This window comes from Amycolatopsis sp. CA-230715 (genome assembly GCF_018736145.1).
GTDB lineage: Bacteria > Actinomycetota > Actinomycetes > Mycobacteriales > Pseudonocardiaceae > Amycolatopsis.
Window position 1 is genome coordinate 2,083,006 of record NZ_CP059997.1, and the last position, 16,054, is coordinate 2,099,059.

The 16,054-nt window shown below is 71.7% G+C and carries 1 protein-coding gene; it reads right to left on the bottom strand.

Going from position 1 to position 16,054, the window contains the following annotated elements; genetic code table 11:
* Positions 1-7 precede the first annotated feature (7 nt).
* Positions 8-16,051 (bottom strand): type I polyketide synthase, encoded by a 16,044-nt coding sequence (locus HUW46_RS48250; protein WP_254126005.1) that lies wholly within the window; start codon positions 16,049-16,051, stop codon positions 8-10.
* Positions 16,052-16,054: the final 3 nt, after the last annotated feature.

Consider the following 16,054-nt stretch of genomic DNA (forward strand, 5'->3'; position numbering starts at 1 on the left):
GAGCCGGTCAGGACTTGCCGAGTTCGTTGTCGAGCAGGTCGAAGAGTTCGTCGTCGCTGACCGAGTCGAGGTCGTCGGCCCCGCCGTCCTGCTCCGCCGGTGGGGTGGCCGTCTCGCGCCACTTGGCCATCAGCGCCTCCAGTCGCTCGGTGATCCGGTCGCGCTCGCCGGCTTCGCCGGTGCCGGGCGGGGAGACCATCGAGAGGATGAACTCCAGCTTGTCGATCTCGGCGTGCACGCCGCTCGCGGCGGGCGCCCGGTCCGTCGCCAGCCCCGCGTGGAGGTGCTCGACGAGCGCGGCGGGCGTCGGGTAGTCGAAGATGAGCGTCGCGGGCAGCCGCAGGCCGCTCGCCGCGGTCAACCGGTTGCGCAGCTCGACCGCGGTCAGCGAGTCGAAGCCGAGCTCCTTGAACGCGCGGTCCGGTTCCACCGCGTCCGCGGTGTCGTGGCCGAGCACCGCGGCGACGTGCCCGCAGACCAGTTCGAGCAGCACTGCTTCCCGTTCGGCGTCGGAAAGGCCCTCCAACCGCCTGGCCAGCGCCGAGGCGTCGACCTCCGTACCCGCGGTACCGACCGCGCGCCTGCTCGACGTCCGGACGAGGCCGCGGAAGAGCGAAGGCACTCCGCCGGAGGATCGCCCCAGCGCTGCGACGTCCACCGGTGCCGGGAACAGCGCCGCTTCGTCCACAGTGGACGCGATGGCGAACAGCGCCGGTCCGGCGTCGGCGGGAAGCGGGACGAACCCGTCCGCGGTGTGCTCCGCGGGGCCCCAAGCCAGTGCGGTGGCTGGAAGGCCGCGGCCGCGGCGGTGCCGCGCCAGTGCGTCGAGGAAGGCGTCCGCCGCCGCGTCGGCGGCGCGGTTCGCCGCACCGAGCGCGGAAACCGCGGAGGAGAACACCACGAACATCGCGACGTCCCCGGCCAGCTCGTCGAGGTGCACCGCGGTGTCCACCTTGGACCGGAACGCGGCCTCGATCCCTTCTGGCGTCAGCTCTTCGACCGCGCCACCGGCCACCGCGTCCGCGGCGTGCACCACCGCGGTCAGCCGGTGCCCGGCCAGCGCCTCAGCCAGCGCGGCGCGGTCGGTGACGTCGCACGGCTGAACTGCCACGTCGGCGTCCACAGTGGTCTCGTCGTCGGAGCCGAGTAGCAGGAGTCGCTTCGCACCGTGTTCGGAGACCAGTCCGCGCGCGATCGGCAGTGCGGCCGCGCTGGTGACCAGCACCGTGCCCTCGGGGTCGAGCGCGGGCGGCGTGGTCAGCACGATCTTGCCGATGTGCTTGGCCTGCCGGAAGAATCCGAACGCCTCGCGCGCCCTGCGCACGTCCCACGACGTCACTGGGAGCGGCTTCAGCGCGCCCTTGGCGAAGAGCCCGAGCAGTTCACGGAGCACCTCGCCGGTCCGGTCCGGGTCCGCGGCGCCGAGGTCGAAGGCCCGGTATTCGACGTCCTCGTGGTCGATCGCGACCAGGTCGGGATCGCGGAGATCGGTCTTGCCGAGTTCGACGAACCGCCCACCGGGCGCGGTGAGCCGCAGCGACGCGTCGACGAACTCCTGTGCCAGCGAGTCGAGGACGACGTCCATGCCGTGTCCGCCGGTGACCTTGCGGAACTGCTCCTCGAAGTCGAGGTCCCTCGACGAGGCAACGTGGTCGTCGTCGAAACCGAGCGACCGGAGCGCGTCCCATTTCGCCGGGCTCGCCGTGCCGAACACCTCGGCGCCGAAGTGCTTCGCGAGTTGCACCGCGGCCATGCCGACGCCGCCCGCGGCCGAGTGCACCAGCAGCTTCTCGCCCGCTTTCAACCCGGCCAAGTCGTGCAGGGCGTAGTAGGCGGTGAGGAACGCGACCGGGACGCCCGCGGCCTGCTCGGCCGTCCAGCCGTCCGGGATCGGCGCCAGCGCGCGGTGATCGGCCACCGCCACCGGGCCGAACGCGCCCGGCACCACGCCGAACACGCGGTCGCCCGGCGCCAGTCCGGTCACGCCGTCGCCGGTCTCGAGGACCGTTCCGGCCGCTTCTCCGCCGAGTTCTTCCTCGCCGGGGTTCATCCCGAGCGCGATCAGCACGTCGCGGAAGTTGGCTCCCGCGGCGCTGATCGCGAGCCGCACCTGCCCTTCGCCCAGTGGCGCGAGCGCGTCGGCGTGCTCGACCAGCGCGAGGCCGTCGAGGGTGCCGGTGGCCGAGGCGCCGAGCCGCCAGCCGGGTGTCCCAGGCGGCGGGACCAGCGAACCGCCGGTGCCCAGCCTGGCCAGGCGCGCGGCCCGCACGACGCCGGACCGGATCGCGAGCAGCGGCTCGTCCGCTTCGACGGCGGCGGGCAGCAGTCCGGTGGATCCGTCCGCGCCGTCGAGGTCGACCAGCAGGAACCGGCCGGGGTGCTCGGCCTGTGCCGAGCGCACCAGGCCCCAGATGGCGGCCTGCGCGGGATCGATCGGGTCGCCGGGTGCGGCGACCACCGCACCTCGGGTGATCACGACGAGCCTCGTGCCCGCGAAGCGGTCGTCGGCCAGCCACGACCGCACGGTTCCGAGCACCTCGGCGGTGACCTCGCGTGCGTCCACTGTGGACCGCACCGGAAGCAGGGCGAGTTCGGGCACCTGCGCCAGGTCGGCCGGGTCGTGGTGGTGCTCCGCGGCGATTCCGGCGGCGTCGAGCGCCGCGGTGAGACCGAGGTCGTCGGCGCCGAGCACGGCCCACGGACCCGACGGGGCGACCGGCGCGATGTCGGGCAGTTCCGGCCAGTCCAGTTCGTACAGTGCTTCGCGCAGGTCGGGGCCGGACGCGGCGAGCTGATCGGCCGACACCGGGCGTACCACGAGCGAGTCGATCCGCGCGACCGGCGCGCCGGTGTCGTCGGCGAGCACCGCCGACGCGCCCGAACCGCCCGCGGGGGAAAGCTGCACGCGCAGCCGGGTCGCCCCCGTGGCGTAGAGGTCCACCCCGCTGAAGGCGAACGGCATCCCGGCCCCGTCGACGTTCTTGGTGAACTCGCCGAAGCCCATGGCGTGCAACGCGGAGTCCAGCAGCGCGGGGTGCACCCCGAAGGCGCCCGCGTCGGCGTGGTCGTCGGCGGGCAGTTCCACCTCGGCGAACACGTCGTCACCGCGCCGCCATGCCGCCCGCAGGCCGCGGAACACCGGTGCGTAGCCGAATCCGGCCTCAGTGAGCCCCTCGTAGAAGCCCGTGATCTCGACGGGTTCGGCACCGGCTGGCGGCCACGCCGACAGGTCGAACGCCGCCGGGCGCCCGGACTCGGCGAGGAACCCGCTCGCGTGCCGTGTCCACAGTGCACTGTTCTCCGGCTGGGAGTGCACGGTCAGCGTGCGCCTGCCGATTTCGTCGCGCTCCCCCACCGCGACCTGGATGTGCACCGCGCCCTGCGCGGGCAGCACCAGCGGCGCTTCCAGGGTCAGCTCGTCGAGGAACTCGCAGCCCACCTCGTCGCCGGCGCGCATGGCCAGCTCGACGAAAGCCGTGCCGGGCAACAGGATCGTCCCGCCGACGGTGTGTCCGCCGAGCCACGGCTGGTTCGGCACCGACAGGCGTCCGGTGAAGAGCACACCGTCGCTCCCGGCCAGTGCGACCGCCGCGCCGAGCAGCGGGTGGTCGGCGGAGCGCTGCCCCACCGAGGCGACGTCACCGGCCCACGACCCGGGTTTCGGCCAGAAGCGCTGGTTCTGGAACGGGTAGGTCGGGAGGTCGACGTGGTGGGTACCGGCGGGGAAGGCTGCGGTCCAGGTGACGGCGAGGCCGCGGACGTAGCCTTCGGCGGCGGAGATGAGGAAGCGGTCGAGGTCGCCTTCGTTGCGGCGCAACGATCCGATCGCGACACCCTCGGTGTCGAGCATGTCGAGGGTTTCTTGCACGCTCATGGTCAGCACGGGGTGCGCGCTGGATTCGACGAAGAACCGGTAACCCTGCTCAGCGAGCGCCCGCGTTGCTTGTTCGAACTTCACCGTGTGGCGCAGGTTCTCCACCCAGTAACGGGCATCCAGGCCGGTGGTGTCCTGCCAGTCGGCGGTCAGAGTCGAGAAGAACGCGACCTCTGCGGCGCGGGGCTGGATCGGGTCCAGCACCTCCAAGAGACGGTCCCGGATGGACTCGACCTGTGGGGTGTGCGAGGCGTAGTCCACCGCGATCTTCCGCGCCCGCACCTCTTCCGCCTCGCACTCAGCCAGGATCTCGGCGAGCGCCTCGGGTTCACCCGCGATGACCGTGGTTCCGGGGCCGTTGACCGCGGCCACCGCGACCCGATCACCGAACCGTTCGATCCGCTCAACCACGGCGCTCTCGGGCTGGGCGATGGAGACCATGCCGCCCTTACCGGCCAGCTCGTCCCGGATAGCCTGGCTCCGCAACGCCACCACACGCGCACCGTCCTCAAGAGACAGCGCACCCGCGACCACCGCCGCCGCGATCTCCCCCTGCGAATGACCCACCACCGCAGCAGGCTCCACACCGTACGAACGCCACACCGCGGCCAACGACACCATCACAGCCCACAACACCGGCTGCACCACATCCACCCGCTCCAACGCGCCCTCGTCACCGACCACCTCGGTCAACGACCAGTCCACAAAGGACGACAACGCCCGCTCACACTCGGCAAACCGGGAAGCGAACACCGCACTGGACGACAGCAGGTCCACGGCCATGCCGGCCCACTGCGAACCCTGACCCGGGAACACGAACACAATCTTGCCCCGCACGTCAGCGACCCCGGTGACAACCTGCGCGGCCGAACCGCCACCCGCCAAGGCATCCAGCCCGGACAGCAAGGTTTCCCGGTCGCCGATCACCACCGCGCGCTGCTCCAACACCGCCCGCGACGACACCAGCGAATAGCCGACATCGGTGATCGACAGGTCCGGGCGCTCGGCGACATGGGCGCGCAGGTTCGCGGCCTGCGCGCTGAGCGCTTCCGCGGTTTTCGCGGACAGGATCCACGGGGCAGCGCCGACAGCGGACTCCGGCAGCGGACGTTCCGTTACCGGGGCCTGTTCGAGAATGGTGTGCGCGTTCGTCCCGCTGACCCCGAAGGAGGAGACGCCTGCGCGGCGGGGAGCGCCGGTCTCCGGCCACGGAGTCGCGTCGGTCAGCAACGCGACCGAGCCCGCGGACCAGTCCACATGCGACGAAGGCTCATCCACATGCAGAGTCGGCGGCAACACACCCCGCTGCAACGCCAACACCATCTTCATCACACCCGCCACACCCGCGGCAGCCTGCGTATGCCCAATATTCGACTTCACCGACCCCAACCACAACGGCACGTCCCGATCCTGCCCATACGTCGCCAGCAACGCCTGTGCCTCGATCGGATCACCAAGCGTGGTACCCGTGCCATGTGCTTCCACCGCGTCCACGTCGGACGGTTCCAGACGCGCATTGGCAAGGGCCTGGCGAATCACCCGCTGCTGCGACGGACCATTCGGCGCCGTCAACCCATTCGACGCACCATCCTGATTCACCGCCGAACCCCGCACCACCGCCAACACCGGATGCCCATTCCGCTCAGCATCCGACAACCGCTCCACCAGCAACAACCCCACACCCTCACCCCACCCCGTACCATCCGCCGACTCCGCGAACGCCTTACACCGACCATCCACCGACAACCCACGCTGCCGCGAAAACTCCGTAAACGTCCCCGGCGTCGCCATCACCGTCGCCCCACCAGCCAACGCCAACCCACACTCACCCGACCGCAACGCCTGCATCGCCCAATGCAACGCCACCAACGACGACGAACACGCCGTATCCACCGTCACCGCCGGACCCTCAAGCCCCAACACATACGACACCCGACCCGACACCACACTCGCCGCATTACCCGTACTCGCGTGCCCGTCGAACTGGTCAGCCGAGAACGCCAGCGTGGCGGCGTAGTCCTGGCCGTTGGTCCCGGCGAACACACCGGTCTGCGACCCGCGCAGCGAAGTCGGGTCGATTCCCGCACGCTCAAAGGCTTCCCACGCGGTCTCCAGCAGCAACCGCTGCTGCGGGTCCATGGCCAAGGCCTCGCGCGGCGAAATCCCGAAGAAGGCCGGGTCGAACCCACCGGCGTCGTCGAGGAAACCGCCTTCGCGCACGTAGGCCGTCCCGGGGTGGTCCGGGTCCGGGTGGTACAGCGAGGCGAGGTCCCAGCCGCGATCGTCGGGGAAGTCGGACAGGGCGTCGGTGCCGGAGACGATCAGGTCCCAGAACTGCTCCGGAGTGGACACCCCGCCAGGGAACCGGCAACTCATCCCGATGATCGCGATCGGCTCGTCCGCCGCGGCCACCCCGGCCACCGGAGCCGCCACCGCGGAACCGGTTCCGAGCACTTCACCGACCAGGAAGCGCGCCAGCGCGACCGGCGTCGGGTAGTCGAACACCAGCGTCGCGGGCAACGGCACCTCGACCGCCGCACCGAGCTGGTTGCGGAATTCGAGCGCGGTGAGCGAGTCGAAGCCGAGATCGCGGAACGCCCGATCCTGGTCGATCGCCTCGGCGCCCGCGTACCCCAGCACGGCCGCAGCGAAGGACCGGACCACGTCGAGAACGGCTTCGAGGCGTTCGTTCTCGGGCAGCCCGGCGAGCCGGTTCGCGAGTTCGGAAACGTCGACCGCGCTGCCCTCGGCGGGCTTCGCCGCCGAGACCTCGGGCAGCTCGGCCAGCAGCGGGCCGGACATCCTGGCCGCGAACCGCGTCCAGTCCGCGTCGAGCACGGTCAGCGCGGTGTCGGTGCCGACAGCCCGCGCCAGCACGCGCAGCGCGGTTTCCGGCTCCAGCGCGGCGATCCCGCCCCGGCGGGCGCGGTCTTCCACGTCTCCGGCGGCGGCCATGCCGCCACCGGCCCAGGGGCCCCAGGCGATCGCGGTCGCGGGCAACCCGTCGGCGCGGCGCTGCTCGGCCAGTGCGTCGAGGTAGGCGTTCGCCGCGGCGTAACTGGTCTGCCCGGCGCCGCCCAGCACCCCGGCAGCGGAGGAGAAGAGGACGAAGGCGTCCAGGTCGCTGGTGAGTTCGTGGAGGTTGCGGGCGGCGTCGGCCTTGGGGCGCAGGACACCCGCGACCCGCTCCGGGGTCAGCGAATCCAGCACCCCGTCGTCGACGATCCCCGCGGCGTGCACCACCGCGTTCACCGATACCTGGTCCAGCAGAGCCGCCACCGCATCGCGATCCGCGACATCGCACGCGGCGAACTCGACCTCGGCACCGGCTTCGGTGAGTTCGGCTTCCAGTTCGGCGACGCCGTCGGCGTTCCGGCCGCGCCGCGACACCAGGACGATCCGCTCCGCCCCCTGCGCGGCGAGCCAGCGCGCGACGTGCCCGCCCAGCGCGCCCGTGCCCCCGGTGACCAGGACCGTGCCCCGCGGCGTCCAGGTCTCTTCGGTCGTGGCGGACGCGTGGTTCAACCGGCGGGCGAGCACGCCCGCGCCCCGGATCGCGACCTCGACCTCGGTGCCGGTCAGTGCCCCGGTCAGCTGGCCGATGGCGCGGTCGTCGAGGGACTCGGGCAGGTCGATCAGGCCGCCCCACCGCTGCGGGTACTCCAACGCGATCGAACGCCCGGCGCCCCACACCATCGCGGCCCCGGGATCAGACGCCCGATCGCCCGCGGTCACCGCACCCCGGGTCACGCCCCAGACCCGGCCGGTGACACCGGTGTCTTCCAGTGCCTGGACCAAAGCCAGCAGTCCGAACAGACCTAGTTCCGACACCACACCTGCGAACCCGTCGTCACCGGCGGATTCACGGATCTTCTCGGCCAGCGCGGCTCGGTCGATGTCTTCGGGCACCGACAGCACGGTCAGGTCCCCGATCCGCGACCCCAGCGCCTCGGCCAGCACGGTCCCGTTCTCGGGGACCACCAGCAGCCACTGGCCTTCCACGGCCGTGGGCTCGACAGTCACCGGAGTCCAGGAAACCTGGTACCGCACACCGTCCACAACAGACCGCTCACGACGCACCCGCCGCCACGACGACAACGCGGGCACCACCGCCGCCAACGAGGCATCGTCAACGTGCAACACCTCGGCCAACCCGGCCAGGTCCTCGCGCTCGACCGCATCCCAGAACTGGGCATCCGCGACATCGCGCTCGATCGCCGCCAGGTCTACCGCGGCCGATTCCAGCCAGTACCGCTCCCGCTGGAAGGCGTAAGTGGGGAGGTCCACGGTTCGGGCACCGGTACCCGCGAAGAACGACTCCCAATCCAGGGAAACACCCGAAACCTGCAACCGCGCCAGCGCCGTCACCAGAGCACGCGGCTCCTCGCGATCGCGCCGCAACACCGGCACCGCGACGGCGTCCGGAACGGACTCCTGCGCCATCCCGGTCAGCACACCGTCCGGGCCCAGCTCCAGGAACGTGCTCACACCCTGATCGGCCAGGAACCGCACACCATCGGCGAACCGCACCGCCTCGCGAACATGCCGCACCCAGTACTCGGGATCGGTCACCTCCGCCAGCGCACCGGTCACATTGGACACCACCGGGATTCGCGGCGCCTCGAACGACAAACCCTCGGCAACAACACGGAACTCCGCCAGCATCGGCGCCATCCGCGGCGAATGAAACGCGTGACTTACCTTGAGCCGCTTGGTCTTCCACTCCCAGGACGCTTCGAACCCGGCGATCACTTCTTCGTCACCGGCGACCACGATGGACCTCGGCCCGTTGATCGCGGCGATCGACACCTTGTCCTCAAGCCCCTCCAGCAGAGGCTTGACCTCGTTTTCGTTCGCCTGCACCGAAAGCATCGCCCCGCCCGTAGGCAGCGCCTGCATCAACCGGCCCCGCGCCACCACCAGCGCCGCCGCGTCCTCAAGGGACAACACACCCGCGACGTGAGCCGCAGTCAGCTCACCGATCGAATGCCCGGTGACGAAGTCCGGACGGATACCCCAGGACTCCACCAGCCGGTAAAGCGCAACTTCCAGCGCGAACAAAGACGCCTGCGTGTACTGCGTCTGATTGAGCGGCTCGCCGTCCTCGGCGAACATCAAGTCCTTGATCGGACGATCCAGGGACTTGTCCAGATACGCACACACCGCATCCAACGCGGAAGCGAAAACGGGGAACTCCCCATATAGCTCCCGGCCCATCCCCGCACGCTGCGAACCCTGACCAGAGAACAGGATCGCCATCCGAGGCTCACCGCGGGACACCCCGGTGACCACGGCCGAGGAGGCCGCTCCCTCGGCGAGTGCCGCCAAGGCGTCCGCGAACTCCGGTCCGACCACGACCGCGCGGTGCTCCAGGCCCGCGCGCGTCGTCGCCAGCGAATAGGCCACGTCGACCTCGGCGAGACCATCCACATGCGACAGAAGACGGGAAGCCTGCGCTTTCAACGCCTCGGGGGTCTTCGCGGAAAGCACCCACGGCAGCGGGTGGCCGACGGGCTCCCGCTCGTCGGCGACCGGCTCGCGCTCGGGTGCCTGCTCGATGATCGTGTGCGCGTTGGTACCGCTGACCCCGAACGAGGAAACGCCCGCGCGGCGCGGGTCTCCGGTCTCCGGCCACGGCGTCGTGTCGGTGAGCAGCGAGACCGCGCCCGCCGTCCAGTCCACATGGGACGACGGCTGGTCCACGTGCAGCGTGCGGGGCAGCACGCCGTGGCGCATCGCCATGACCATCTTGATCACGCCCGCGACACCCGCCGCGGCCTGGGTGTGCCCGAAGTTGGACTTGACCGAGCCCAGCCACAGCGGGCGCTCGCGGTCCTGGCCGTAGGTCGCGAGCAGCGCCTGCGCCTCGATCGGATCGCCCAGCGTGGTTCCGGTGCCGTGCGCCTCCACGGCGTCCACATCGGACGGTGCGAGCCGCGCACTCGCCAGTGCCTGCCGAATCACCCGCTGCTGCGAAGGACCGTTCGGCGCCGTCAACCCGTTCGACGCACCATCCTGGTTCACCGCCGAACCCCGCACCACCGCAAGCACCTCGTGCCCGTTACGACGCGCATCGGACAGCCGCTCCACCAGCAGCATCCCGACACCCTCGCCCCAGCCCGTGCCGTCCGCGGACTCCGAGAAGGACTTGCACCGGCCGTCGGGGGCAAGGCCGCGCTGGCGGGAGAACTCCACGAACACACCCGGCGTGGACAGGATCGTGACGCCACCCGCGAGCGCCATTTCGCACTCGCCCGAACGCAGCGCCTGGCACGCCAGGTGCAGTGCCACGAGCGAGGAGGAGCAGGCGGTGTCGACCGTGACGGCGGGGCCTTCGAGGCCGAAGGTGTAGGCGACCCGGCCGGACGCGACGCTGCCCGCGCTGCCGTTGCCGAGGTAGCCCTCCACGTCCTCCGCGCCGTCGGGCACGACGAACGCCCTGGTGACGTAGTCGTGGTACATGAGCCCGGCGAACACCCCGGTCTGGCTGCCGCGCACGGATTCCGGCGCGATCCCGGCGCGTTCGAACGCCTCCCACGACGCCTCCAGCAGCAACCGCTGCTGCGGGTCCATCGCGAGGGCCTCACGCGGCGAAATCCCGAACAGCCCGGGGTCGAAGTCTGCGGCGTCGTAGACGAACCCGCCCGCGGCGGCGTAGGAGGTGCCGCGGTTGTCCGGGTCCGGGTCGTACAGCGCGTCGAGCTGCCACCCGCGGTCGCCGGGGAGCACCGAGATCGCGTCGGTGCCGCCGAGGACGAGGTCCCACAAGTCCTCCGGCGACCGGACGCCACCGGGGTAGCGGCAGCTCATGCCGATGATCGCGATCGGGTCGTCCAGCGCTTCGGTGCGCACCGGCGCGGCCGTGGCGGCGCTTTCCGCGGCGATGCCGAGGATCTCGGTCTTCAGGTGCCCGGCGAGCACGGTGGGCGTCGGGTAGTCGAAGACCGCGGTGGCGGTCAGCCGGAGCCCGGTCGCCGCGTTGAGCTGGTTGCGCAGTTCCAGCGCGGTGAGCGAGTCGAAGCCCAGTTCGCGGAACGGGAGCCCGGCGTCGACGGTGCCCGCGCCCGCGTAGCCCAGTACCGCGGCCACCTTGCCGCGCACGAGGTCCAGCACGGCGCGGTCGGCGTCGGCGGCGGGCAGCGCCGCCAGTTCCTGCGCCAGTGTGGAACCGCCGCTGCCCGCGGCGGCGGTGCGGCGCGCCGGGGTGCGGACGAGGCCGCGCAGCCAGAGCGGCACCGGCTGGCTCGCCGCGGTGCGTTCGAACTCGGCGAGGTCGAGGTTCATCGGCACCAGCACCGCATCGTCCACTGTGGACGCGATGTCGAAGAGTTCGAGGCCCCGCGCGGAACTCAGCGGGGCGGCCCCGCTGCGGCTGAGGCGCTCGACGCCTTCTTCGGCGAGGTGCCCGGTCATCGCGCTGCGCTCGGCCCACAGCCCCCACGCGAGCGCGCGGCCCGGCAGCCCGTTGACCACGCGGTGCTGGGCGAGCGCCTCGAGGAAGGCGTTCGCCGCGGCGTAGTTGGCCTGACCGGCGTTGCCGAGCGTGGCGGCCGAGGAGAACAGCACGAACATCGCGAGGTCGAGCCCCTCGGTCAGCTCGTGCAGGTTGACCGCGGCGTCGACCTTCGGCCGCAGCACGGTGCGCACGCGGTCCGGGGTGAGCGCCGAGAAGACGCCGTCGTCGAGCACGCCCGCGGTGTGCACCACGCCGGTGAGCGGGTGCCCGGCGGGGATTTCGGCCAGCAGCGCGGCCAGCGCGGCGCGGTCGGCCACGTCGGCGGCGGCGATCGTCACCTCGGCGCCGAGCGCAATCAGCTCGTCCCGCAGTTCGGTGGCACCGCGCGCCCGCTCGCCCTGGCGGCTGGTCAGCAGGAGGTGGCGCACCCCGTACTCGGTCACCAGGTGCCTGGCCAGCAGGCCGCCGAGGGTTCCGGTGCCGCCGGTGATGAGCACGGTGCCTTCGGGATCGAGCGACGGCGCGACGGGCTCGGTGTCCGCGGTCGCCCTGGCCAGCCTCGGCACCCTGACCACGCCGGAGCGCAGCGCGAGCTGCGGTTCCCCGGAGCCGGCCGCGGCCAGCAGCGCGCGGTGGGATTCGGCGGTGTCGTCGACGTCCAGCAGGCTCACCCGGTCGGGGTTCTCGGCCTGCGCGCAGCGGACGAGTCCCCAGATCGTGGCCGCGGGGAAGTCGGTGACGTCCTCGGCGCGCTCCGCCGCGATCGCGTTCCTGGTGAGCACCAGCAGTTTCGCGGCGGAGAAGCGTTCGTCGGCGAGCCACCGCCGCACCACGTCGAGCACGTGCTCGGTCACGGCGTACACATCCGCGACCGCGTTGTCCACAGTGGACGGAACGAACAGCACGTCGTCGAAGGCGGCACCCGCGTCGATCGCGTCGCCCAGCGCGTCCAGGTCGGTGTACTCCGCCACCGCGGTGCCCGCGGCGAGCAGCGCGTCGGCGAAGCCGTGCCGGTCGCCGCCGACGAGCGCGCACCGGCGCCCGTCCGGCGCGGCCGGGACCGCGGGCAGCACCGGCCAGTCGACGCGGAACAGGGATTCGTGCAGCGGTCCGGCGGCAGCGACCAGCTTTTCGTCGGCGAGCGGGCGGAGGACGAGCGAGTCCACGACGGCGACGGGCGCGCCGGTGCCGTCGGCGACCGCGATCGCAAAGCCGGAATCCGACGGCGTGAGCCGGACGCGGAGCGCGTTGGCACCCGACGCGTGCAGCGAAACCCCGTTCCAGGAGAAGGGAAGCAGCGCCTTGCCCTGCTCTACGCCGTCGAGCAGGCCGAGTGCGACGGGGTGCAGCGCCGCGTCGAGCACGGCGGGGTGCAGGCCGAACTTCGCGGCCTCGGCGTGCTGCGATTCCGGCAGCACGACCTCGGCGAAGATCTCGTCACCGCGCCGCCACGCCGCGCGGACGCCCTGGAACGCCGGGCCGTAGCCGAGCCCGACTTCGGCGAACCCGGGGTAGAGCTGCCCGACGGGGATGGCCTCGGCTTCGGCGGGCGGCCAGGCCGCGAGGTCGAAGGAGGCCCCGGCGCCCCCGGCCGCGAGCACGCCGCTGGCGTGGCGGGTCCACGGCAGGTCCGCGGTGTCCTCGCGTCGCGAATGGACGGTCAGCGACCGGCGGCCCGTTTCGTCGGCGGGCCCCACGGCGAGCTGGAGCTGGACGCCACCGCGCTCGGGCAGCACCAGCGGCAGTTCGAGGGTCAGCTCCTCGACGAGATCGCAGCCGACCTGGTCGCCGGCGCGGATGGCCAGTTCGACGAAAGCGGTGCCGGGCAACAGGATCGCGTCGTTGACCCGGTGTTCGGCCAGCCACGGGTGGGTCTGCGCCGACAGCCTGCCGGTCAGCAGCGAACCGTCGGCGTCGGCGAGCGAGATGACCGCGCCGAGCAGCGGGTGGTCGGCGGAACCCTGGCCGACGGCGGCGACGTCGCCGAGCCAGGTCGCGGCCTTCGGCCAGTACCGCTTGCGCTGGAAGGCGTAGGTGGGCAGGTCGACGCGGCGCGCACCGGTCCCGTCGAACACGGTCTTCCAGTCGACGGCGAGGCCGCGCACGTACCCTTCGGCGAGCGAGGTCAGGAACCGCGCGAAGCCGCCTTCGTCGCGACGCAGCGTTCCGATCGCGGCGCCGCCGCCATCGACCGTCTCCAAGGTCGCGTCGACGCCGATGGTCAGCACGGGATGTGCGCTGGACTCGACGAAGAACCGGTAGCCCTGCTCGGCCAAAGCCCTGGTGGCTTGCTCGAACTTGACGGTGTGGCGCAGGTTGTCCACCCAGTACCCGGCATCGAGGCCAGCGGTGTCCTGCCAGTCACCGGTGAGGGTCGAGAAGAACGCGATCTCGCCCGTGCGGGGCTGGATCGGGGCCAGGACCTCCAGCAGACGGTCCCGAATGGACTCCACCTGCGGCGTGTGCGAGGCGTAGTCCACGGCGATCTTGCGCGCCCGGACCTCTTCCGCCTCGCACTCGGCCAGAATCTCGGCCAGTGCCTCGGGTTCACCGGCGATCACGGTGACCCCGGGCCCGTTGACCGCGGCCACCGCGACCCGGTCGCCAAAACGGGAAATCCGTCCGAGGACTGCGGCTTCCGGCTGGGCGATCGAGACCATGCCGCCCTGACCGGCCAGCTCGTCCCGAATCGCCTGGCTCCGCAACGCCACCACGCGGGCACCGTCCTCAAGGGACAGTGCACCCGCGACCACCGCGGCCGCGATCTCACCCTGCGAATGACCCAGCACCGCGGCAGGCTCCACACCAAAGGAACGCCACACCGCGGCCAAAGACACCATCACGGCCCACAACACGGGCTGCACGACATCGACCCGCTCCAGCGCCGCCTCGTCGCGCACCGCGTCCGAAAGCGACCAGTCCACAAAGGACGACAACGCCCGCTCGCACTCGGCAAACCGGGAAGCGAACACCTCGCTGGTGGACAGCAGGTCCGCCGCCATGCCGGTCCACTGCGAACCCTGACCGGGGAACACGAACACGACCTTGCCCCGCACGTCCGCCACCCCGGTGACGACACCGGGCCCGGTCTCGTCCGAAGCCAGCAGGTCCAGCGCCGTCCCGAGCGCGCCTTCGTCCGCGCCGACCAGCACGGCGCGGTGGGCGAGCGCGGCCCTGCCGGTGGCGAGCGAATAGCCGACGTCGCGCGCGGCCTGCCCGGCGCCCAGGTGCGTCCGCAGCCGCTCGGCCTGCGCGGTCAGCGCTTCGGCGGTCTTACCGGACAGCACCCACGGGACCGCGGCAAGCGGGGCGGGCGGGACGTCCTCCGCCGCGGGTTCGGTGGGGGCCTGTTCGAGGATGGTGTGCGCGTTGGTGCCGCTGATCCCGAAGGACGACACCCCGGCGCGCAGCGGCGCGTCGCCACCGGCCCACGGCGCCGGCTCGGCCAGCAGCGACACCGCGTCCGACCAGGTCACGTGCGAGGTGGGCGCGTCGACGTGCAGCGTCCGCGGCAGCGTGCCGTGCCGCATCGCGAGCACCATCTTCATCACGCCGGCGACACCCGCGGCCGCCTGGGTGTGCCCGATGTTGGACTTGATCGACCCGAGCCGCAGCGGACGCCCGGCCGGGCGGTCCTTGCCGTAGGTGGCCAGCAGCGCCTGCGCCTCGATCGGGTCGCCGAGGGTGGTCCCGGTGCCGTGCGCCTCGACGGCGTCGATGTCGGCGGGCGACAATCCGGCGTTGGCCAGCGCCTGCCGGATGACGCGCTGCTGCGACGGCCCGTTCGGCGCGGTCAGCCCGTTCGACGCACCGTCCTGGTTGACCGCGCTGCCCCGCACCACGGCGAGCACTTCGTGGCCGTTCTTCCTGGCGTCGGACAGCCGCTCCACCAGCAGCAGACCGGCGCCCTCGCCCCAGCCGGTGCCGTCGGCGGCCTCGGCGAACGCCTTGCACCTGCCGTCGGAGGCGAGGCCGCGCTGCTGGCTGAACTCGACGAACAGGCCGGGGCTCGGCAGCATCGTCACACCACCGGCCAGCGCCATGGTGCACTCGCCGTTGCGCAGGGCCTGGCAGGCGAGGTGCAGCGCCACCAGCGACGACGAGCACGCGGTGTCGACCGAGACCGCGGGCCCTTCGAGGCCGAGGGTGTAGGCCACCCGGCCGGACAGCACGGAGGCGATGTTCCCGGTGGTCACATGACCCGCGACGTTCTCCAGCTCGCTGGCCAGCACCGAGGCGTAGTCCTGGCCGCTGGTCCCGGCGAACACGCCGATCCGGCTGCCGCGCACCGAGGTGGGATCGATACCCGCGCGCTCGAGCGCCTCCCACGAGACTTCGAGCAGGATCCGCTGCTGGGGGTCCATCGCGAGCGCTTCGCGCGGGGAAATGCCGAAGAACGCGGGGTCGAATTCACCAGCGCCCTCGACGAAACCGCCCTTGAGCACATAACTGGTGCCGGGGCTGTCGGGGTCCTCGCTGTAGAGGGCGTCGAGGTCCCAGCCGCGGTCGGTCGGGAAGTCGCCGATCGCGTCGGTGCCGCCGTCGAGCAGCCGCCACAGATCCTCCGGCGACCGCACCCCACCGGGGTAGCGGCAGCTCATCGCGACGATGGCGATCGGCTCCTGCGCGCCGGACTCCAGCTCCTTCAGCCGCTGGCGCGCCTCGTGCAAATCGGCTGTGACCCACTTGAGGTAGTCGCGAAGCGTCTCCTCGTTCGCCACCTA